The 19813-nt window shown below is 56.8% G+C and carries 20 protein-coding genes; 9 read left to right on the top strand and 11 right to left on the bottom strand.

All coding sequences use genetic code 11. The features are described from left to right. From galM to modE, 6 genes are all read right to left on the bottom strand, one after another. Positions 1–1041 carry a galactose-1-epimerase gene (galM, locus tag N7922_RS17090; protein WP_263097472.1) on the bottom strand — a complete coding sequence of 347 codons (1041 nt, stop codon included), beginning with the start codon at positions 1039–1041 and terminating at the stop codon, positions 1–3. Further along, on the bottom strand, positions 1035–2183 hold the full coding sequence (gene galK, locus N7922_RS17085) for a galactokinase (RefSeq protein ID WP_263097471.1): 1149 nt from the start codon (positions 2181–2183) through the stop codon (positions 1035–1037). Before galK ends, galM begins: the two co-directional genes overlap by 7 nt. A 2-nt stretch (positions 2184–2185) precedes the next feature. After that, a complete protein-coding gene (gene galT / locus N7922_RS17080; protein WP_263097470.1) occupies positions 2186–3232 on the bottom strand; it encodes a galactose-1-phosphate uridylyltransferase in 1047 nt (348 codons plus the stop codon). Between the two features lie 10 nt (positions 3233–3242). Further along, positions 3243–4259, bottom strand: coding sequence for a UDP-glucose 4-epimerase GalE (gene galE / locus N7922_RS17075; protein ID WP_263097469.1), 1017 nt, complete (start codon positions 4257–4259; stop codon positions 3243–3245). A 337-nt stretch (positions 4260–4596) separates the two neighbouring features. Continuing rightward, the gene (modF, locus tag N7922_RS17070; protein ID WP_263097468.1) at positions 4597–6066 is read right to left on the bottom strand and encodes a molybdate ABC transporter ATP-binding protein ModF; all 1470 of its coding nucleotides are present in this window, start codon (positions 6064–6066) and stop codon (positions 4597–4599) included. A 67-nt stretch (positions 6067–6133) separates the two neighbouring features. Beyond that, positions 6134–6922 (bottom strand): molybdenum-dependent transcriptional regulator, encoded by a 789-nt coding sequence (gene modE / locus N7922_RS17065; RefSeq protein WP_263097467.1) that lies wholly within the window; start codon positions 6920–6922, stop codon positions 6134–6136. A 164-nt stretch (positions 6923–7086) separates the two neighbouring features. Here modE and N7922_RS17060 point away from each other — a divergent pair, with 164 nt between their 5' ends. The 4 genes from N7922_RS17060 to modC all read left to right on the top strand — a co-directional run bounded on the left by N7922_RS17060 (position 7087) and on the right by modC (position 9934). Continuing rightward, positions 7087–7236, top strand: coding sequence for an AcrZ family multidrug efflux pump-associated protein (locus tag N7922_RS17060; RefSeq protein WP_263097466.1), 150 nt, complete (start codon positions 7087–7089; stop codon positions 7234–7236). 173 nt (positions 7237–7409) lie between these two features. Beyond that, on the top strand, positions 7410–8183 hold the full coding sequence (gene modA, locus N7922_RS17055; RefSeq protein ID WP_263097465.1) for a molybdate ABC transporter substrate-binding protein: 774 nt from the start codon (positions 7410–7412) through the stop codon (positions 8181–8183). Continuing rightward, entirely contained in the window at positions 8183–8872 is a 690-nt protein-coding gene (gene modB / locus N7922_RS17050) for a molybdate ABC transporter permease subunit (RefSeq protein WP_263097464.1), read from the top strand. Before modA ends, modB begins: the two co-directional genes overlap by 1 nt. 3 nt (positions 8873–8875) lie before the next feature. Then, positions 8876–9934, top strand: a complete 1059-nt coding sequence (gene modC, locus N7922_RS17045) for a molybdenum ABC transporter ATP-binding protein ModC (RefSeq protein WP_263097463.1) — start codon at positions 8876–8878, stop codon at positions 9932–9934. On the opposite strand, the gene N7922_RS17040 is transcribed toward modC, so the two are convergent. After that, positions 9935–10753: a pyridoxal phosphatase gene (locus tag N7922_RS17040; protein ID WP_263097462.1), complete on the bottom strand. Its 819-nt coding sequence runs from the start codon at positions 10751–10753 to the stop codon at positions 9935–9937. A 157-nt stretch (positions 10754–10910) separates the two neighbouring features. On the opposite strand from N7922_RS17040, the gene pgl reads away from it, so the two are divergent. Beyond that, a complete protein-coding gene (gene pgl / locus N7922_RS17035; RefSeq protein ID WP_263097461.1) occupies positions 10911–11906 on the top strand; it encodes a 6-phosphogluconolactonase in 996 nt (331 codons plus the stop codon). A 61-nt stretch (positions 11907–11967) separates the two neighbouring features. On the opposite strand, the gene N7922_RS17030 is transcribed toward pgl, so the two are convergent. The 3 genes from N7922_RS17030 to bioA all read right to left on the bottom strand — a co-directional run bounded on the left by N7922_RS17030 (position 11968) and on the right by bioA (position 15200). Then, positions 11968–13251: a putative acyl-CoA thioester hydrolase gene (locus N7922_RS17030; protein WP_263097460.1), complete on the bottom strand. Its 1284-nt coding sequence runs from the start codon at positions 13249–13251 to the stop codon at positions 11968–11970. A gap of 114 nt (positions 13252–13365) precedes the next feature. Next, positions 13366–13842: a kinase inhibitor gene (locus N7922_RS17025; RefSeq protein WP_263097459.1), complete on the bottom strand. Its 477-nt coding sequence runs from the start codon at positions 13840–13842 to the stop codon at positions 13366–13368. A 71-nt stretch (positions 13843–13913) separates the two neighbouring features. Further along, entirely contained in the window at positions 13914–15200 is a 1287-nt protein-coding gene (gene bioA, locus N7922_RS17020) for an adenosylmethionine--8-amino-7-oxononanoate transaminase (protein WP_263097458.1), read from the bottom strand. Positions 15201–15286: 86 nt separating this feature from the next. On the opposite strand from bioA, the gene bioB reads away from it, so the two are divergent. The 4 genes from bioB to bioD are packed head-to-tail and all read left to right on the top strand — an operon-like array spanning position 15287 to position 18929. Then, complete coding sequence (bioB, locus tag N7922_RS17015) at positions 15287–16327, top strand: biotin synthase BioB (protein ID WP_263097457.1); 1041 nt, start codon at positions 15287–15289, stop codon at positions 16325–16327. Next, positions 16324–17478: an 8-amino-7-oxononanoate synthase gene (gene bioF / locus N7922_RS17010; protein ID WP_263097456.1), complete on the top strand. Its 1155-nt coding sequence runs from the start codon at positions 16324–16326 to the stop codon at positions 17476–17478. Before bioB ends, bioF begins: the two co-directional genes overlap by 4 nt. Continuing rightward, positions 17465–18214, top strand: coding sequence for a malonyl-ACP O-methyltransferase BioC (gene bioC, locus N7922_RS17005; RefSeq protein WP_263097455.1), 750 nt, complete (start codon positions 17465–17467; stop codon positions 18212–18214). Before bioF ends, bioC begins: the two co-directional genes overlap by 14 nt. Then, on the top strand, positions 18207–18929 hold the full coding sequence (gene bioD / locus N7922_RS17000) for a dethiobiotin synthase (RefSeq protein WP_263097454.1): 723 nt from the start codon (positions 18207–18209) through the stop codon (positions 18927–18929). Before bioC ends, bioD begins: the two co-directional genes overlap by 8 nt. On the opposite strand, the gene N7922_RS16995 is transcribed toward bioD, so the two are convergent. Beyond that, positions 18871–19593, bottom strand: coding sequence for an ABC transporter ATP-binding protein (locus N7922_RS16995; RefSeq protein ID WP_263097453.1), 723 nt, complete (start codon positions 19591–19593; stop codon positions 18871–18873). The two genes, bioD and N7922_RS16995, sit on opposite strands and share 59 nt — an antisense overlap. Positions 19594–19813 lie beyond the last annotated feature (220 nt).

Here is a 19813-nt window from a genome sequence, read left to right as displayed (position 1 = left end):
TCAATGCGGAATAAAGTGATATTCCGTCAGGCTGGCGTAGACATCGCCGGGGAGTAAAACACAGTCCGGTTGCGGGAAATCCGGGCGGTTAGGGCTGTCGGGTAAAAATTCGCTTTCCAGCGCCAGACCTTGCCAGGCCGTGTAGGTTTTACCGCCGCGCGCGGGGGTGCCGTCGAGATAGTTGCCGGAATAGAACTGCAGCGCAGGTGCGCTGGTATAAACCGCCATTTCCAGCTGCTTGTCTGCTGACCAGACATGGGCCGCCGGTTGACTGACATCGCCCCGAGCCTGCAATAAAAACGCGTGATCGTAGCCTTTGACCGCACGTTGATCGTCATCGGTCAGAAAATCGTGCGCCACGGTTTTCGGTTCCCGGAAGTCAAAACTGGTTTGCGCCACGTTTTTCAGACCCTCGGTCGGCAGACCCATGCTGTCTACCGGCAGATAGGCATCTGCCAGAATCTGCAGGGTATGATTGCGCACGTCTGACTGCTCGCCATCAAGGTTAAAGTAAGCGTGATTGGTGAGGTTTACCGGGCAGGGTTGATCGGTCGTCGCGCGGTATTCGATAGCCAGACGGTGATCGTCACCGAGACGGAAATGCGCTCTGGCATGAACATTACCGGGGAACCCTTGATCGCCATCCGGTGAGTTCAGCACGAACACCACTTCGTTATCATTCTGACGCTCAATGCGCCAGCGGCGCTTATCAAAACCTTCCGGGCCGCCGTGTAGCTGATTTTCGCCCTGGCTTGGTGTCAGCGCGTAAGTTCGTCCACCCAGTTCAAAGCGGCTTTTCGCAATGCGGTTAGCGTAACGCCCCACGGATGCGCCGAGAAACGCCGCCTGCTGAAGGTAGTGCTCTGGCGTCGCGCAACCGAGCAACGCCTCGCGCACCGAGCCATCCTGTAAAGGAACGCGCGCGGATAATAGCGTTGCGCCCCAGTCCATCAGTGTCACCACCATCCCCGCGCGATTGCGCAGGGTGATCAGACGAAAGGGCAGCCCATCGGGGGCCGCCGCAGAGGATTCGTTTAGCACTGTCCTGCTCCCTGTGAAGGTTTGCATACATAGAAGGTTTCTTTGATGCCGGTTTTCGCTTCGTACTGACGCTCCACCGCCTCTTTCACCGCCGGAACCAGCGTTTCCGGCACCAGCGCGACAACACAGCCGCCGAAACCGCCACCGGTCATGCGCACGCCGCCTTTATCGCCGATGGTGGCTTTGACAATCTCCACCAGCGTGTCGATTTGCGGCACGGTGATTTCAAAATCATCACGCATCGATGCGTGGGATTCCGCCATCAGTACGCCCATGCGCTGCAAATCGCCTTTCTCCAGTGCGTCTGCTGCTTCTACGGTGCGGGCGTTTTCGGTCAGCACGTGGCGCACGCGTTTGGCTACCAGTGGATCCAGCTCATGCGCAACGGCATTAAACTGATCGAGACTGACATCGCGCAGGGCTTTTTGCTGGAAGAAACGCGCGCCGGTTTCGCACTGCTGGCGACGGGTATTGTACTCGCTGCCCACCAGTGTGCGTTTGAAGTTACTGTTAATGATCACAATCGCCACGCCTTGCGGCATGGAAACGGCTTTGGTGCCCAGCGAACGGCAGTCGATCAGCAGCGCACTGCCTTTTTTCCCCAGCGCGGAGATAAGCTGATCCATGATGCCGCAATTACAGCCCACAAACTGGTTTTCCGCTTCCTGGCCGTTCAGCGCAATCTGCGCGCCATCCAGCGGTAAGTGATAAAGCTGTTGGAACACGGTGCCAACCGCCACTTCGAGTGAGGCGGAAGAGCTTAAACCTGCGCCCTGCGGCACGTTGCCGCTGATCACCAGATCGGCGCCGCCAAAGTTTGCATCCCGTTTTTGCAGGTGTTTTATCACGCCGCGCACGTAGTTCGACCACTGTTGATTGTCATGCGCGACAATCGGCGCATCGAGCGAGAACTCGTCGCTCTGGTTAGCGTAATCGGCGGCAATTACCCGCACCATGCGGTCGGTGCGCGTGGCGCAGCTGATGACGGTTTGATAATCGATAGCGCAAGGCAGCACAAAGCCATCGTTATAGTCGGTGTGTTCACCGATCAGATTAACGCGGCCCGGCGCCTGAATGGTGTGGGTGGCAGGGTAGCCGAATTTTTCAGCAAACAGGGATTGGGTGATCTCTTTCAGACTCATTGTTATTCTCCGGATTCGCGAAAATGGATGTCACTCACGGCGCGCAGGCGCTCGGCTGCTTGTTCTGCTGTCAGATCGCGCTGGGTTTCAGCCAGCATTTCATAGCCGACCATAAATTTACGCACCGTGGCGGAACGCAGCAGTGGCGGGTAGAAATGGGCATGAAGCTGCCAGTGGTGATTCTCCTCGCCGTTAAAAGGTGCACCGTGCCAGCCCATCGAGTAAGGGAATGAGCACTGGAACAGGTTGTCATAGCGGCTGGTCAGCTTTTTCAATGCCAGCGCCAGGTCGCTACGCTGTTCATCGCTTAACCCGGTAATGCGTTGCACATGCGCTTTCGGCAGCAGCAGGGTTTCAAATGGCCATGCCGCCCAGTAAGGCACAACAGCCAGCCAGTGCGCCGTTTCCACCACCGTACGGCTACCATCTTTCAGTTCACGCTGCGCATACTCCACCAGCATCGGCGAGTGATGTTCGGCAAAGTACTCTTTTTGTAGACGATCTTCGCGTTCGGCTTCGTTGGGTAAGAAGCTATTTGCCCAAACCTGACCGTGCGGATGCGGGTTGGAACAGCCCATCGCCGCACCTTTGTTTTCAAATACCTGCACCCACGGATAGGTCTGACCCAGTTCAGCCGTTTGCTGTTGCCAGGTGGCGACCACCTCTTCCAGGGCGCTGACGCTCAGTTCCGGCAGCGTTTTGCTGTGATCCGGAGAGAAACAGATAACCCGGCTGGTGCCGCGCGCGCTCTGGGTGCGCATCAGCGGATCGGTGCTTTCCGGCGCTTCCGGCGTGTCGGTCATCAACGCGGCAAAGTCGTTAGTAAACACGTAGGTGCTGGTGTAATCCGGGTTTTTATCGCCGGTCACACGGGTATTTCCCGGACAGAGGAAGCAGTCCGGGTCATGGGCGGGCAGCGTCTGTTTCGCCGGCGTTTCCTGCGCCCCCTGCCAGGGGCGCTTAGCGCGATGCGGTGAAACCAGGATCCACTGACCGGTCAACGGGTTATAACGGCGATGTGGATGATCAACCGGGTTAAATTGCGTCATTGCCTTTCCTTTAATCGGGATAGCCCTGCGGATGGCGGGACTGCCAGCGCCAGGTATCTTCTGCCATTTCGTCGAGTGTGCGGGTGACCCGCCAGTTCAGCTCTTTATCCGCTTTGGTTGCGTCTGCCCAGTAAGCGGGTAAATCGCCGTCCCGGCGCGGCGCATAGTGCCATGCCACCGGTTTACCGCAGGCTTTGCTGAATGCGTTAACCACGTCCAGTACGCTGCTGCCAACGCCTGCGCCGAGGTTATAAATATGCACGCCTTGTTTGCCCGCCAGTTGCTGCATGGCGGCAACATGGCCGTCCGCCAGGTCCATCACGTGAATGTAATCACGTACGCCAGTGCCGTCCGGCGTTGGGTAATCGCTACCGAAAATCGCCAGCGAATCGCGACGGCCCACTGCCACCTGAGCAATGTACGGCATCAGGTTGTTTGGAATGCCCTGCGGATCTTCGCCCATATCGCCTGATGGATGCGCGCCAACCGGGTTGAAGTAACGCAGCAGGGCGATGCTCCAGTCCGGTTGCGCTTTTTGCAGGTCTGTCAGGATCTGCTCGACCATCAGTTTGCTTTTGCCGTACGGACTTTGCGGTGTGCCAGTGGGGAAGCTTTCAACGTAAGGGATCTTCGGCTGGTCGCCGTAGACGGTGGCGGAGGAGCTGAAAATAAAGTTTTTCACGTTGGCGGCGCGCATGGCGCTAATCAGACGCAGCGTGCCGTTTACGTTGTTGTCATAATATTCCAGCGGTTTCGCCACGGATTCGCCAACAGCTTTCAGCCCGGCGAAATGGATCACGGCTTCGATGGCGTGGTCGTGGAGAATTTCCGCCAGCAGGGCTTCATCGCGAATATCACCTTCGACAAACAGCGCGGTCTTACCCCCGAAGCGTTCGATCTCTTTCAGTACGCTACGTTTACTGTTGCAAAGGTTGTCGAGAATGACGACATCATGGCCATTTCGCAGCAGTTGGACGCAGGTATGACTGCCAATGTAACCGCTACCACCTGTAACCAAAACTCGCATATTTAACTCCATTAGGCATATGGTATGAACAAACCTTAGCATAACAGAGAGGTGAAAACTGTGACATGGGATAAAATAGTGGAATCGTTTACACTACGCTCTCTGTTCGCCGGTTTCGCTGGCAACCGCCGGAAAAACCCCGCAATAACTGGCTTTACCCGGTGATTATGATAAGTCCGAAAAAACCTTTACTGCTGTGCAGCAAAGCAGCCGATATCAGCAAAAGCCGGAAATCGCCTCGTGCAGGTTATAAGTCATCAGCGACGGCCAGGCAATCAGCCCAGGGTGCAAAAAGGTATATTCCAGACGTTTGCCAGGGGTGCGCGCACCCCTGCAGTTATTGCGCTGAGAGGTGATAACGGTATCCGTCATCCTGCGGCACAAACTCCAGCCGGTGAGTAATACACGAGGGTGCATCCGCCGCATGGTGGGAAACAAATAACAGTTGGGTATCGCCTTCGCTGATGAGCACGTCCACAAAGCGGCGAATTAACTGACGATTAAGCGGATCCAGGCCCTGGAGTGGCTCATCCAGGATCAGCAACGTCGGATGTTTCACCAGCGCGCGAACAATCAGCGCCAGTCGTTGTTGACCCCAGGAGAGGCTATGGAAGGGTGCCTCTGCGGTACGGGCATCAAAACCCAGAATATCAAGCCAACGCTGCGCCAGTTTGTGCTGTTTGTCCGACACCGCCTGGTAAATACCGATCGAGTCAAAATAACCCGACAGGATGACATTACGCACGTTGGTGCTCACGCGGTAATCCAGATGCAGGCTGCTGCTCACATAGCCGATATGTTTTTTGATATCCCAGATTGTTTCGCCGCTGCCGCGACGGCGGCCAAACAGCGTCAAATCGTTGCTGTAACCTTGTGGGTGATCGCCGGTTACCAGGCTTAACAACGTTGATTTACCCGCGCCGTTTGGTCCGACAATCTGCCAGTGTTCACCGGGATTCACCGTCCATGAAAGCTGGTTGATAATCGCGCGGTCGTTGTAAGAGACCACTCCATCCCTGAGCACGATCAGCGGCGCGCCTGGCGTCAGTGTATTGCGGGCAGGCGGTGCATCCGGCTCGGGCAATGCGATCCCGGCAAGTTTCTCGCTGTGCGCCAGTTGGGCGATGAGTGCCTGTTGCAACAGCGCGGATTTTTCGCCGGTTTCGGTCAGCATACAGTCGACCAGCACTCCGGCATGTTGGACAAATGCAGGAATTTCATCAAAGCGATTGAGCACCAGCACCACGGTATAACCATCCGAATTCAGTTGTGCGAGCAGTTCAGCCAGTTGCTGACGGGAGTGGACATCCAGCCCATCGAAAGGTTCGTCGAGGATCAGCAGCTCCGGCTCCGCCATCAGCGCCTGGCAGAGCAGGGTTTTGCGGGTTTCCCCGGTAGAGAGGTATTTAAAACGACGATCAAGAAGCGACGTGATGCCAAATTGCGCCGCCAGGCGCGCGCAGCGCTGCGGATCTTTCACCTCATCCTGAATAATATCCGCGGTGGTTCGCCCGGTGTCCTCTTCGCCAGGACTGAGCATATCGGTGTTATTCCGTTGCCACTCGTCGCTGACCAGCTTTTGCAGTTGCTCGAAAGAGAGGCGCGTCAGACGGTCAAACGTGCAGCGGCGCTCCCCTTTCAGAAGCGTCAGGTCTCCGGCGAGGGCGCGGGCCAGCGCCGATTTACCACTTCCGTTTGCGCCAACGAACGCCCAGCTTTCACCGGCGCGCAGGGTTAATTGTTCAAGGTGCAGCGTGCGGGTATCGCTAAGACGAAACGTGCCTTGCGAAATTTGCAATGACGACATGTTGTATCCCATTTTTTGCAGCGTAGAAGTTCAGGGATACGTGCAATGCCGCCGTTTGTCAACGCAATCAGCACAACGTGGCGATAATCACGCGATCGGCATTAAAATATGCCGTCACCTGGCTCTGTTCCTGCAAATTATCCACATCCTGCGAGGGCACGGTGGCGCAGAGGGTCTGACCATCCGGTAGCGTCATCAACACTTCGCTCTGCTGTTCGCCGCGCTCAATATGGCTGATGCGCCCGGTCAGTTGGTTATCGGCTTGTGCCGCCAGCTGCGCATCCTGAGTGATGCTGACCCACGGCGCTTTTAACAGCACCAGCACTTCTTTGCCTTCGTCGAGGTCCAGCCGTTCAGCACTTTGCGCGGTGATCGCCACTTTAAAGCGGGTAGTACCGTCCGCCAGCAGGACTTCCACATGTTGCTGAACCTGCTGGCGATCGCGTTTGGTAATGGTGCCAAACCACTGGTTACGCGCGCTGGTTTGTAAAGAGAAGCGGGAGATCGCCGCCAGCAGGCTGTTTAACGGCAGCGCGTCATCATCGCTCAGCACGTCGAAGGCTTTTTGCTGGATCTGCCCCAGCAAATCATAAAGCTGGATCAACCGTTGGCCGTAGCGGGTGACCACTGCGCCGCCGCCGCCTTTCCCCCCGGTTGCGCGATCGACCAGCGTGTGTTCGCTCAACTGGTTCATCTCATTGATGGCATCCCATGCGCTCTTGTAACTGATATTGGCGTTTTTCGCGCCCTGGCTAATAGAGCCGGTTTCTACAATCTGCTTCAGAAGAGCGATACGGCGTGGATCGGCAAAAAGACGCTGCTGGAGTTTGAGAGTAAGGAGAATTTCAGCCTGCATTACGCAATGTCCTGGCAAAAAGACTATTGTGAAGGAAAAGCACCGCTAAGCCTAGCCTGACGCCGGAGATTGATGGCGACGTTGAGGATGCAATCGCACAAAAGGCGAGTGTTTTTATCCCTGTTCAGGCTAGAATGCGCCATCCACAATATCTGGAGTTGACCATGTTAGAGTTATTGAAAAGTCTGGTATTTGCCGTAGTCATGGTCCCCGTGGTGATGGCGATCATCCTGGGATTGATCTATGGTCTGGGTGAAGTGTTTAACGTCTTTTCCGGCGTTGGCCGCCGTGACCGCACCAGCCAGCAGCGCTAATCCATTTGCTAAAACGCCCACGGAAGTGGGCGTTTTACTCTCAAGATTGTCCCCTCCCTGCCGATAGTTTTTTCATATGTCCCTCATTCTTGATGGGTATTATCCTCTGACCGGTAAACTCTGGTACTATCGTTATGTTTCACTCTATATAACGACACTCACAGGAGTTACGAATGGCACGTACATGGTTACGCCTTTTTGCCGGGGCGACATTAACGTTTTCCGTTGCCGGGCACGCGCTGGCGGAAGAAGGAAAAATTACCGTTTTTGCAGCGGCGTCACTGACCAACGCAATGCAGGATATTGCGGCGGCCTATAAAAAAGAGAAAAACGTCGAGGTCGTCTCCTCGTTCGCCTCTTCGTCGACGCTGGCGCGCCAGATTGAAGCCGGTGCACCTGCGGATCTGTTTATTTCCGCAGACCAGAAATGGATGGATTACGCGGTAGAGAAAAAATCCATCGACACCGCGACGCGTGAAACCTTGCTGGGCAACAGCCTGGTGGTGGTCGCGCCGAAAAATAGCGCGCAGGGCAACATTACAGTGAATGCCAAAACAGACTGGAACAGCCTGTTGAAAGGCGGACGTCTGGCCGTGGGCGACCCGGACCATGTTCCGGCGGGCATCTATGCGAAAGAAGCACTGACTAAGCTGGGCGCGTGGGAAACGTTGTCGCCGAAACTGGCTCCGGCGGAAGATGTGCGTGGCGCGCTGGCGCTGGTTGAGCGTAATGAAGCGCCTTTAGGCATTGTGTATGGCTCCGACGCTGTCGCCGGCAAAGGGGTCAAAGTGGTCGGGACCTTCCCGGAAGATTCGCACCAAAAAGTGGAATACCCGCTGGCGATTATCGACGGTCATAAAAACGCGACAGTGACCGCGTTTTATGATTACCTGAAAGGCCCGCAGGCTTCTGAAATCTTTAAACGTTACGGATTTACGACGCACTAATGATATTAACGGATCCCGAATGGCAGGCAGTTCTGCTGAGCCTTAAAGTCTCTTCCCTGGCAGTTGTCTTCAGTTTGCCCTTTGGGATCTTCTTTGCCTGGTTACTGGTGCGCTGCACGTTCCCGGGCAAAGCGCTTCTCGATAGTCTTCTTCACCTTCCGTTGGTCTTGCCGCCTGTGGTGGTCGGTTACTTATTGTTGATCGTCATGGGGCGACGCGGAGCGATAGGCGAATGGCTGCACGACTGGTTCGGGATTACCTTTGCCTTTAGCTGGCGCGGCGCAGTGCTGGCGGCGGCAGTGATGTCATTTCCGCTGATGGTGCGGGCTATCCGCCTGGCGCTGGAAAGTGTCGACACCAAACTGGAGCAGGCAGCGCGAACGCTGGGCGCCGGACGCTGGCGCGTGTTTTTGACCATTACGTTACCCCTGACGCTGCCAGGTATTATTGTCGGTACGGTGCTGGCTTTCGCCCGCTCGCTGGGGGAGTTTGGCGCGACCATTACCTTTGTTTCCAACATCCCGGGCGAAACGCGCACTATCCCTTCTGCGATGTATACGCTTATCCAGATGCCGGGCGGCGAAAGCGCGGCGGCGCGGCTGTGTGTCATCTCCATTGTTCTGGCGCTGGTGTCGTTGCTGATTTCAGAGTGGCTGGCGCGTATCAGTCGTGAACGGACAGGGAGGTAAGTCATGCTGGAGCTGAATTTCACCCAAACGTTGGGAACCCATCAATTACGCATTGCTGAGAACGTGCCCGCGAGCGGCATCACGGCCATTTTTGGTGTATCCGGCGCGGGGAAAACGTCGCTGATTAACGCCATTGGTGGTCTGACCCATCCGCAAGAGGGGCGGATTGCGCTGAATAACCGCGTGTTGTTTGATACCGCCAGCAAGATTTGCCTGCCGCCGGAGAAACGCCGCGTAGGGTATGTTTTCCAGGATGCGCGCCTGTTCCCGCATTATAAAGTGCGGGGAAACCTGCGTTATGGCATGGCTAAATCGATGGCCGGGCAGTTTGACAAGCTGGTGGCGCTGCTGGGGATTGAACCGTTGCTTGACCGTTTACCCGGTAGTCTTTCAGGAGGCGAAAAGCAGCGTGTCGCCATCGGGCGTGCGTTATTAACCGCGCCGGAACTGTTGTTGCTGGACGAACCGCTGGCGTCGCTCGATATTCCCCGTAAGCGCGAGCTGTTGCCGTACCTGCAACGTCTGGCGCGGGAGATCAATATTCCGATGCTCTATGTCAGCCACTCGCTGGAAGAGATCCTCCATCTGGCGGATAAAGTGATGGTGCTGGAAGCGGGGGAGGTAAAAGCGTTCGGCAATCTGGAGGATGTCTGGGGCAGCAGCGTGATGAACCCGTGGTTGCCGCAGGATCAGCAGAGCAGCATTCTGAAAGTCAGCATACTTGAACACCACCCACACTATTCGATGACGGCGCTGGCATTGGGCGATCAGCATATCTGGGTCAACAAAGTGGATAGCCCCCTGCAAACTCCGTTGCGTATCCGTATTCAGGCAACAGATGTTTCGCTGGCGCTACAGCCTCTGATGAATACCAGTATCCGTAATAGCCTGCGGGCGAAGGTGGTGGAGTGCTTTGATGTTGATGGGCAGGTTGAGGTGCAACTGGATGTGGCGGGTCGCACCTTGTGGGCGCGTATCAGCCCCTGGGCCAGGGATGAACTGAGCATCAAACCCGGCCAGTGGCTGTATGCGCAAATCAAAAGCGTGTCGATTACCGCCTGATCACAGCAGCTCTTTATAGATAAACCCGGCAATACTGTCGACGGTATTATCGCCAATCACCACGTTGGCATGGGCTTTGACCTCGTCTGCGGCATTGCCCATGGCCACGCCTACGCCCGCTGCTTTTAACATGCTGATGTCGTTATAATTATCACCAAATGCCACGACGTTATGCATCGACAGTCCCTGCGAGGCCACCCACTCGGCCAGGCGTTTCCCTTTGCTGTTGCCGCTGCGGGCGATATCCACCTGATCGTGCCACGACCACTCACACTCCAGTCTCAGCGTCTGCTCTACGTGAAGGGCAAACGCTTTCAGTTTTTGCGTGTCTTCATCGGTGAGGGCGAATTTCCAGATAGCATCCACGTGCTGTGCGGTGTCCGCCAGAGAGTCCACCTGTTGGAATGTAGGGCGTTGTTCCGGCGGCAGCGACTGCGCCCAGTTGTTGGTGCGCAGGACGTGCCCGGTCGGTTTTTCGTAGACCATGGCGTTATCGACATACATCAGACCATGAATATCATGTTCTTCCAGCAGATGAATAAGCTGCAACGCTTGCGGAACAGGCAACGGGTCCGCTTTTAACACTTTTTTTGCATGATAATCATACAAATAAGTGCCATTACAACAAATTGCAGGTGTATCCAGCGCCAGTGCCTGATAAAAAGGATGGATGGTAACATGATGCCGGCCGGTCACAATGATGAGCTGATGCCCGGCGGCTTTTGCGCGAGCCAGCGCTTCGAGGGAAGAGGGCAGAAGCGTTTTTTTCGGGGTGAGTAGCGTACCGTCTAAATCCAGTGCAATAACGCGTGCAGTCATGGCGTTTTCCGTGGTCGATGTTGAAATTGGCATGTCCGGGGATGGTACACCGGGTGGACGGATGCGCAAAATCTCCCGGCGCTTTTCAGCATCAACGCGCAAAAACGGCTATCCTGGTTACTTAACGCAGAAGAAGTTCAAGAGGAAAGGAGTATTCATGAAACAAACCGTTTATACCGCCAGCCCGGAAAGTCAGCAGATCCACGTCTGGCGTTTGGATCCTGAAGGCGCTTTGACGCTTGTCCAGGTGGTCGATGTTCCCGGCCAGGTACAGCCGATGGTCGTCAGCCCGGACAAGCGTTACCTCTACGTGGGCGTACGCCCGGAGTTTCGCGTTATTGCTTATCGCATCGCACCGGAAAACGGCGCGCTGACATTCGCTGCTGAAGCGCCGTTGCCGGGTAGCCCGACGCATATTTCTACCGATCGCAGTGGGCGTTTCCTGTTTAGCGGCTCCTATAACGCCGGTTGTGTGAGCGTGACTCGCCTGGAAGACGGCATTCCGACACAAACCGTGGACGTGGTGGAAGGGCTGGAAGGCTGTCATTCCGCGAATATCTCCCCGGATAACCGCACTTTGTGGGTTCCGGCGCTGAAACAGGATCGCATCTGCCTGTTTACGCTGGGCGAGGATGGCAATCTGACGGCGCAGGAACCGGCGGAAGTGACCACTGTGGAAGGCGCAGGCCCGCGTCATATCGCTTTCCATCCGAATCAACGTTACGCCTATTGCGTTAATGAACTGAACAGCTCGGTGGATGTGTGGCAACTGAGCGATGCGCACGGCAATATCGACTGCGTGCAGACGCTGGATATGATGCCGGCAGATTTCTCCGACACCCGTTGGGCGGCGGATATTCATATCACCCCGGATGGCCGCCACCTGTATGCCTGCGATCGGACGTCCAGCCTGTTAACCATTTTCAGCGTGTCTGAAGACGGTAGCGTGCTGGCGATTGAGGGCTTCCAGCCGACAGAAACCCAGCCGCGCGGCTTTAACGTCGACCACACGGGTAAATTCCTGATCGCTGCCGGGCAGAAATCACACCACATTGCGCTGTATGAAATCGCCGGTGAGCAAGGTTTGCTGACCGAGAAAGGCCGCTATGCTGTTGGCCAGGGGCCGATGTGGGTGGTGGTGAACGCGTACTGAGTCTGCATTTCGGACATAAAAAAACCTCGCCATGGCGAGGTTTTTTATCATCAGCGACGCATTACTTCTTCGGCACTGCGACCACTTTGCTGCCCACGCCGCGGTTGTTGAACTCCCACATACGGTTGAACTGCGGGTTGTTCAGCTCGCGCTGTACGTTGCCCTTATCGTCTACCGTACCGGTATTGCCCGCGTAAGCGCGACCAGACACGCTGGCATCCGCCCACGGTTTCGCCACGTTAAAGCCTTCGTTGATCACGCTGTCGCGGATCACCACCTGGCCGTTGGTGTTGCTGTCCACATCCAGTGAACGGCCCAGCTGCGCTACCCCATTACCGGCTGCGTTAAAGCGGCTGTTGACTGCAAGGAAACCGTAATACAGGTTTGACTGCGTTGCCGGAGCAAACACGTAGCCTTCCTGCTGAGTCCGTGAATTCACAACGCGGAAATCGGTGTTATCAAACACCACGGCGCCGCGACCGGCCACGATATCCACATCCCCTTCGAGGTAGCTGTTGGTTACCAGCGTACGGGTCTGACGATCGGTACGCAGGGTGTTATCCACGCTGCTGTTGGTCACGAAGAAGGTATTCTGGCGACCCAGAATATTCACGTTGTTGATCTGCACCTTATCGCCATCGCTGCGCAGTGCCACCGCCTGGTGGTTACCTGCGTCAACGCTGTCGCCAAGGGTGTTCTGGATAGTCAGGTTTTGCAGTTGCAGGCCATTGTTCTGTGACCAGAAGACCGCAGAGCACATCACACCGACGGTCGCGCTGCGTTTGCTCTGGCAGTTATCGAACATATACCACGCAGGTTTGCCCGGCATATATTTGCCTGACGGGTTAACCAGACGACGCCAGCTATTCGGATCCATTTCGGAGTCGATAGCCTGGCCAATTTTCACATCCAGCGCTTTTTCACCGGTACCGTAAATGGTCACGCTGCCGGAGGCCGCAGGGACAAACACCGTGCCTTCGTAGTCGCCAGGCATCACAGCGATGTACTGACGATCGCTGGAGTGTTTGTTAATTGCCGCATCAACGGCGGCCTGAATGGTGTTGTGGGTCACGCCAGGCGTACCTGCCGGTCCGACAACGAAGTCCGCTTTTTGCGGCAGACGAATGGCGAAGGGTTTCCACGACTCGCCATTTTGCGTCATCGCGGTGAAATAGCGCTCCGCCACGAAGTTTTTCGCTTCGCCTGCGCTGAGGATCGGGCGCGCTGAAGTGCCAGGCGCAGCTTGTTCAGAAGGGCGTTCTGCCGGCGGGGTTGAGCTACAGGCGGTCAGTGTCACGCCAAAAGCGAGCGCCAGCGCCAGACGGGAAACCGATGATGTGTTCAAGGGGTGCTCCAGACTATGCAAAGTTGAAAAGGTTACGTCAAAGCCTGCTTTTTTATACTAAGTTGAGCGAAACGGGAAGCCGATTTGCACAATCGGCTTCAAAACCCGTGTTTTTTAGCTAAAAAGGGCGGTGATGGTGGCGCTGGACAGGGAATGGAAATGCACGTTAAAGCCAACCATTGCGCCGCTGGCGTTTTCGTCGACATCCAGATGCGCTACATCCAGAGCGTGAACGGTGAAGATATAGCGGTGGGTTTCCCCTTTTGGCGGCGCAGCACCGCCGTAACCGGCTTTACCGAAATCGGTGCGCGTTTGTACGGCGCCATCCGGCAGCGCGGCAAGGCCTGACCCCGCGCCCTGCGGCAGAACGCGGGTATCCGCAGGGAGATTGGCCACAATCCAGTGCCACCAGCCCGATCCGGTTGGGGCGTCCGGATCGTAGCAGGTCACCACAAAACTTTTGGTGCCTGCGGGAACGTCATCCCACGTCAGATGCGGGGAGATATTGTCGCCATCGTAGCCCATACCGTTGAACACATGGCGATGCGGGAGTTTTTCTCCATCGCGTAAGTCATGACTGAGTAGTTTCATTTGCGCTCCTTTCGTTCGCGATACAGTAACGGGAAGTGTAGTGTATCCCCGCTACTGTAGGGCGAAATGCCTCAGACGAACAGGTCGTTACGTGCGACGGCGGCGTTAACGGCCCGGGTTAAGCGTGAGAGCTGCTCCGGCGTAATGAGGTATGGCGGCATCACATAAATCAGGCGGCCAAAGGGGCGGATCCACACACCCTGTTGCACAAAGAAACGCTGGAGTAGGGCCATATTTACCGGTGAGCGGGTTTCTACTACGCCAATCGCGCCCAGCACACGCACATCCGCCACATTTTCAGCCTCGCGCGCGGGCACAAGCTCTGCGGTTAACTGCGCTTCGATGGCCGCCACTTGATCCCGCCATGCGCCGCTTTCCAGTAATGTCAGGCTGGCCGTTGCCGCTGCGCAGGCCAGCGGGTTGCCCATAAACGTTGGTCCGTGCATAAAGCAGCCCGCTTCGCCGTTGCTGATGGTCTCTGCGACTTTGCGGGTTGTTAGCGTTGCGGAGAGCGTCATCATGCCGCCGGTCAGCGCTTTACCGAGGCACAGAATGTCCGGCGAGATGCCCGCATGCTCACAGGCAAACAGCTTGCCGGTGCGGCCAAAGCCGGTGGCTATCTCATCGGCAATCAACAAAATGCCTTCCCGGTCGCACATTTTACGGATGCGTTTAAGCCACTCAGGATGGTACATACGCATGCCGCCAGCGCCCTGCACAATCGGCTCCAGGATAACCGCGGCGATCTCGTGGCGGTGCGCCGCCATCAGACGGGCGAAAGCCACCATATCGCGCTCATCCCACTCGCCATCAAAGCGGCTTTGCGGTGCCGGGGCGAACAGGTTGTCCGGCAAATAGCCCTTCCACAAACTGTGCATGGAGTTATCCGGATCGCATACCGACATCGCCCCGAAGGTGTCGCCGTGATAGCCGTTGCGGAAGGTGAGAAAACGCTGCCGCGCTTCGCCTTTTGCCTGCCAGTATTGCAGCGCCATTTTCATCGCCACTTCAACGGCGACCGAGCCGGAATCCGCCAGAAAAACGCACTCCAGTGCACCGGGGGTCATCGCCACCAGCTTGCGGCACAACGAGACAGCGGGAGCATGCGTGATACCGCCGAACATTACGTGCGACAGGGTGTCGATTTGCGCTTTCATGGCGGCGTTCAGCGCCGGATGACCGTAACCGTGGATGGCCGCCCACCATGACGACATACCGTCTACCAGGCGTTCTCCGCTGTCGAGCGTCAGCTCGCAACCCTGCGCAGAGCGCACCGGGTAAACCGGAAGCGGGGAGGTCATCGAAGTATAAGGGTGCCAGATATGGCGCTGGTCAAAAGCTAAATCGTCCGCTGTCATAATCGACTTGTAAACCAAATTAAAAAGTTTTAGGTTTACAAGTCTACACCGAATAACGATTTAACAACACCTTTTGGAGATGCCCGATGGCTCACCACGCACGCTGGACTTTGTCGCAAGTCACCGCTCTGTTTGAAAAACCCTTGCTGGAGCTGTTGTTTGAAGCGCAGCAGGTTCACCGCCAACATTTCGATCCGCGCCAGGTTCAGGTCAGTACGTTACTGTCGATCAAAACCGGCGCCTGCCCGGAAGATTGTAAATACTGCCCACAAAGCGCCCGTTACAAAACCGGGCTGGAGTCCGAACGCCTGATGGAAGTGGAGCAGGTGCTGGAGTCCGCCCGCAAGGCGAAGCTGGCCGGTTCCACCCGTTTTTGCATGGGCGCGGCCTGGAAAAACCCGCATGACCGGGATATGCCCTATCTGGAGCAGATGGTCGAAGGGGTAAAAGCCATGGGGCTGGAAGCCTGTATGACGCTCGGAACGTTGAATGAAAGCCAGGCGCAGCGTCTTGCCAGTGCCGGGCTGGATTACTACAACCACAACCTCGATACCTCACCGGAGTTCTACGGCAATATCATCACTACCCGTACCTATCAGGAGCGTCTCGACACGCTGGATAAGGTCCGTGATGCCGGGATTAAAGTCTGCTCCGGCGGCATTGTCGGTTTAGGGGAAACGGTGAACGATCGTGCCGGGTTGTTACTGCAACTGGCTAACCTGCCGACACCGCCGGAAAGCGTGCCGATCAATATGCTGGTGAAAGTCAAAGGTACACCGCTGGCGGACAATGAGGATGTCGATGCGTTCGACTTTATCCGCACCATTGCCGTGGCCCGGATCATGATGCCGACTTCGTACGTCCGTCTCTCCGCCGGTCGCGAGCAGATGAATGAACAAACCCAGGCGATGTGTTTTATGGCCGGGGCGAACTCCGTATTCTACGGCTGCAAACTGCTGACCACGCCAAACCCGGAAGAGGACAAAGATTTGCAACTGTTCCGCAAACTGGGGATGAACCCGCAGCAAACCGAAGTGCGCAGCGGCGATAACGAACAACAGCAGCAGCTTGAAGCGCAGCTTCTGCATGCGGATACCGACCAGTATTACAACGCGGCTGCCGTATGACCTGGCAACAACGCATTGATGTCGCGCTGGCTGAACGCCGCGCGGCAGATGCCCTGCGCACGCGGCATCCCGTTGCCCAGGGGGCCGGGCGCTGGCTGACGGTCGGTGAACGGCGCTTTTGTAACTTTTCCAGCAACGATTACCTGGGTTTAAGCCAGCATCCATGCGTGGTTCATGCCTGGCAGCAGGGGGCCGAACGCTATGGCGTCGGCAGTGGCGGTTCAGGCCATGTCAGCGGTCATACCGTGGCGCATCAGGCGCTGGAAAGCGAACTGGCGGACTGGCTCGGCTACGCGCGTGCGCTGCTGTTTATCTCCGGTTTTTCCGCCAACCAGGCGGTGATTGCGGCGCTGACCGGCAAAGACGATCGTATTGTCGCCGACAAACTGAGCCACGCCTCGTTGCTGGAGGCTGCCAGCCACAGCCCGGCGCAGCTCCGACGCTTTGCCCATAACGATGCCGATCACCTGGCGGCGTTGCTGGCAAAACCCATTGCCGGGCAACAACTGGTGGTCACCGAAGGCATTTTCAGTATGGATGGCGACAGTGCGCCGCTTCGTCCCTTTGCCGCTGCTGCCCGGCATGCCCACGCGTGGCTGATGGTGGATGATGCACACGGAACGGGCGTGGTCGGCGAGCAGGGCAGAGGCAGTTGCCATGTGCATGGCATTACGCCGGAGATCCTGATCGTCACCTTCGGTAAAGGGTTTGGCGTGAGCGGCGCGGCCGTGCTCTGTAGCGATAGCGTTGCTGATTATTTGCTGCAATTTGCCCGCCATCTTATTTACAGCACCTCGATGCCGCCTGCCCAGTCGATGGCGCTGAGCGCCGCATTGCAGGTGATCCGCAGCCCGGAAGGGGATCATCGTCGACAACACCTGGCCGCGCTGATCGCCCGCTTTCGCCACGGCGCTGCGCAGCTTGGTATGGACGTGACCGACTCGCAGAGCGCGATTCAGCCGCTGATCGTCGGCGAAAACGCCCGTGCATTGCGCCTGGCTGAGCGTTTGCGGCAGCGCGGGTGTTGGGTGACGGCTATTCGCCCACCCACAGTGCCGCCGGGTACGGCGCGCCTGCGTTTAACCCTGACGGCGGCGCATCAGGCTGAAGATATCGAACGCTTGCTGGAGGCGCTGGATGGCAGTGAATAAACAGGCTATCGCCGCCGCTTTTGGCCGGGCGGCGCAGAGCTATTGCCAGCACGACGAGTTGCAACGTTTGAGTGCGGATGTGCTGCTTGCGCAACTGAATAACACCTCGCCATTGCATGTGCTGGATGCCGGCTGTGGACCCGGCAGTATGAGCCGTTACTGGCGCGGGCAGGGCAGCGAGGTCACCGCGCTGGATCTCTCACCGACGATGCTGGATGAAGCCCGTCGCCAGCACAGCGCACAGCGTTATGTGACCGGGGATATCGAAGCATTGCCCTTTGAGGATGCTTCTTTTTCGCTGGCGTGGAGCAACCTGGCAGTGCAGTGGTGTGAGGATTTGCGCCAGGCGATTGGCGAACTGCACCGCGTCACGTGCCCAGGCGGACACATTGCATTTACCACGCTGGTGGAGGATTCATTGCCAGAGCTGAATCTGGCGTGGCGCGCGGTTGATCACCATCCACACGCAAACCGTTTTTTGCCTTTACCCGTTATCCACCAGGCATTGCAGGGCTGGCGGTTGCGCAGCGGTGTGGAGCGCATCACCCTCTGTTTTGAAGATGCCACCCGGGCGTTGCGTTCGTTAAAAGGTATTGGCGCGACACATTTACATGCGGGCAGGCAGCAGGGGCTGACGCGCAGCAAACTGCAACGTTTACAACTGGCCTGGCCGCAACAGCAGGGGAAATGTCCTCTGACGTACCATCTTTTTTGGGGAGTGATCACGCGTGAGTGAACGGTATTTTGTCACCGGAACAGACACAGAAGTAGGGAAAACGGTGGCCAGTTGTGCGCTGTTGCAGGCGGCGAATCTGCGCGGTTTACGCAGTGCCGGTTACAAGCCGGTGGCGTCCGGCAGCGAAATGACCGCAGAAGGGTTGCGTAATAGCGATGCGTTAGCGCTGCAGTTGCACAGTAGTCTGCCGCTGGATTACCACAGTGTTAATCCCTACACCTTTGCTGAGCCGACATCGCCGCATATTGTCAGCGCGGATGTGGGCGAGCCGATCGAGGCGGCGGTGATGTCCGCCGGGTTACGCAATTTGTCAGGGCAGGCCGAATGGCTGCTGGTGGAGGGCGCAGGCGGTTGGTTTACGCCGTTGTCGGAGACGCTGACTTTTGCCGACTGGGTCGTGCAGGAGCAATTGCCGGTGATCCTTGTGGTGGGGGTGAAACTGGGCTGTATCAATCATGCAATGTTGACTGCGCAGGCGATACGGCAGTCGGGGTTAAGGCTGGCAGGCTGGATTGCAAATGATGTGGTGAAGCCGGGTAAGCGCCATGCTGAATATCTGGCGACGCTTCGGCGCGTGATGCAGGCTCCGCTGATTGGCGAAATCCCCTGGTTTGCCCACGCGCCGGAAAAAGAGAGAACGGGTCATTATCTTGATCTCAGCGTGTTGAATCCGGTGTCATCCAGTGTGACAACATCCGATCGTCCAGTTGCTTAACTTCTCCTTCGGCAACGCTACGTCCCCGGTGAAGCAGACAGAAGCGGTCCGCAACCCGGCGGATAAAGGCAAGCTGTTGCTCGGCCAGTAAAATAGTGATGCCGAAGTCCTGGTTAAGCCGCACGATCAGATTGCCCAGTTTATGCACAAACGCCTGGCCCAGCCCGCGCGTTGGCTCATCAAGGATTAATAACCGCGGGTGCGTCACCAGCGCTCGCGCCATCGCCAGTTGCTGTTGATTATCTTCCGACAACCCTGCGCCCCGGGTCTTGCGCAGCGTGTACAGCTCCGGGAAGAGATCGTAGATATCCTGGCTCACCGCATTGCGTGCTGCGCCTCCGGCCATCATGGCAATGTGCAGATTCTCCTCGACGGTCAGTTGCGAAAAAATACGCCGGTCTTGCGGCACATAGCCCATACCCATCGCGCAGCGATGTTCAGCCTGCACATTCAGCAGGTCGCGCGGCGGTGCGCCCGCTTCCTGCCAGATCATGCTGCCGCTCTCAACGGGCAAATAGCCGGTAATGCAGTTTATCAGCGTGGTTTTGCCCATCCCCGGCAGCCCAATGACGGACGTGCAGACGCCGGGGGTTAAATCGAGGTCGATATTCCATAAGGTATGCTGGTTACCGTAATACTGGTTCACTGCACGTAAGCTCAACATGGTCCGCTCCTTCTTCCGGATCTGGTGACACAGGGATATTGCAAAAGGCTTGCCAGAACGTGAAAAAGGCTTTTTTTTCGGATACGACCGATCTCAGTGGTATTTAAAATGCCGGGAAGGGAGATCGCAGGGAAAAATCCTGCACTTTGCCAGTGCTTGTAGTGACGAATTGTGGTGCAGCAAAGCCACGAAGTGTGAGAAGGATCTCATGCAGATCTCG

The sequence above is a fragment of the Kosakonia sp. ML.JS2a genome (genome assembly GCF_025642095.1).
In the GTDB taxonomy this organism is placed as follows: Bacteria; Pseudomonadota; Gammaproteobacteria; order Enterobacterales; family Enterobacteriaceae.
Note: the sequence above shows the minus strand (reverse complement) of the source record. Positions and strands in the feature narration are given on the sequence as shown.

Bases quoted from the DNA above. Each gene is read 5' to 3' on its own strand.
- galK (WP_263097471.1), bottom strand. From the start codon at position 2,183: ATGAGTCTGAAAGAGATCACCCAATCCCTGTTTGCTGAAAAATTCGGC.
- galT (WP_263097470.1), bottom strand. From the start codon at position 3,232: ATGACGCAATTTAACCCGGTTGATCATCCACATCGCCGTTATAACCCG.
- galE (WP_263097469.1), bottom strand. From the start codon at position 4,259: ATGCGAGTTTTGGTTACAGGTGGTAGCGGTTACATTGGCAGTCATACC.
- modF (WP_263097468.1), bottom strand. From the start codon at position 6,066: ATGTCGTCATTGCAAATTTCGCAAGGCACGTTTCGTCTTAGCGATACC.
- modE (WP_263097467.1), bottom strand. From the start codon at position 6,922: ATGCAGGCTGAAATTCTCCTTACTCTCAAACTCCAGCAGCGTCTTTTT.
- N7922_RS17060 (WP_263097466.1), top strand. From the start codon at position 7,087: ATGTTAGAGTTATTGAAAAGTCTGGTATTTGCCGTAGTCATGGTCCCC.
- modA (WP_263097465.1), top strand. From the start codon at position 7,410: ATGGCACGTACATGGTTACGCCTTTTTGCCGGGGCGACATTAACGTTT.
- modB (WP_263097464.1), top strand. From the start codon at position 8,183: ATGATATTAACGGATCCCGAATGGCAGGCAGTTCTGCTGAGCCTTAAA.
- modC (WP_263097463.1), top strand. From the start codon at position 8,876: ATGCTGGAGCTGAATTTCACCCAAACGTTGGGAACCCATCAATTACGC.
- N7922_RS17040 (WP_263097462.1), bottom strand. From the start codon at position 10,753: ATGACTGCACGCGTTATTGCACTGGATTTAGACGGTACGCTACTCACC.
- pgl (WP_263097461.1), top strand. From the start codon at position 10,911: ATGAAACAAACCGTTTATACCGCCAGCCCGGAAAGTCAGCAGATCCAC.
- N7922_RS17025 (WP_263097459.1), bottom strand. From the start codon at position 13,842: ATGAAACTACTCAGTCATGACTTACGCGATGGAGAAAAACTCCCGCAT.
- bioA (WP_263097458.1), bottom strand. From the start codon at position 15,200: ATGACAGCGGACGATTTAGCTTTTGACCAGCGCCATATCTGGCACCCT.
- bioB (WP_263097457.1), top strand. From the start codon at position 15,287: ATGGCTCACCACGCACGCTGGACTTTGTCGCAAGTCACCGCTCTGTTT.
- bioF (WP_263097456.1), top strand. From the start codon at position 16,324: ATGACCTGGCAACAACGCATTGATGTCGCGCTGGCTGAACGCCGCGCG.
- bioC (WP_263097455.1), top strand. From the start codon at position 17,465: ATGGCAGTGAATAAACAGGCTATCGCCGCCGCTTTTGGCCGGGCGGCG.
- N7922_RS16995 (WP_263097453.1), bottom strand. From the start codon at position 19,593: ATGTTGAGCTTACGTGCAGTGAACCAGTATTACGGTAACCAGCATACC.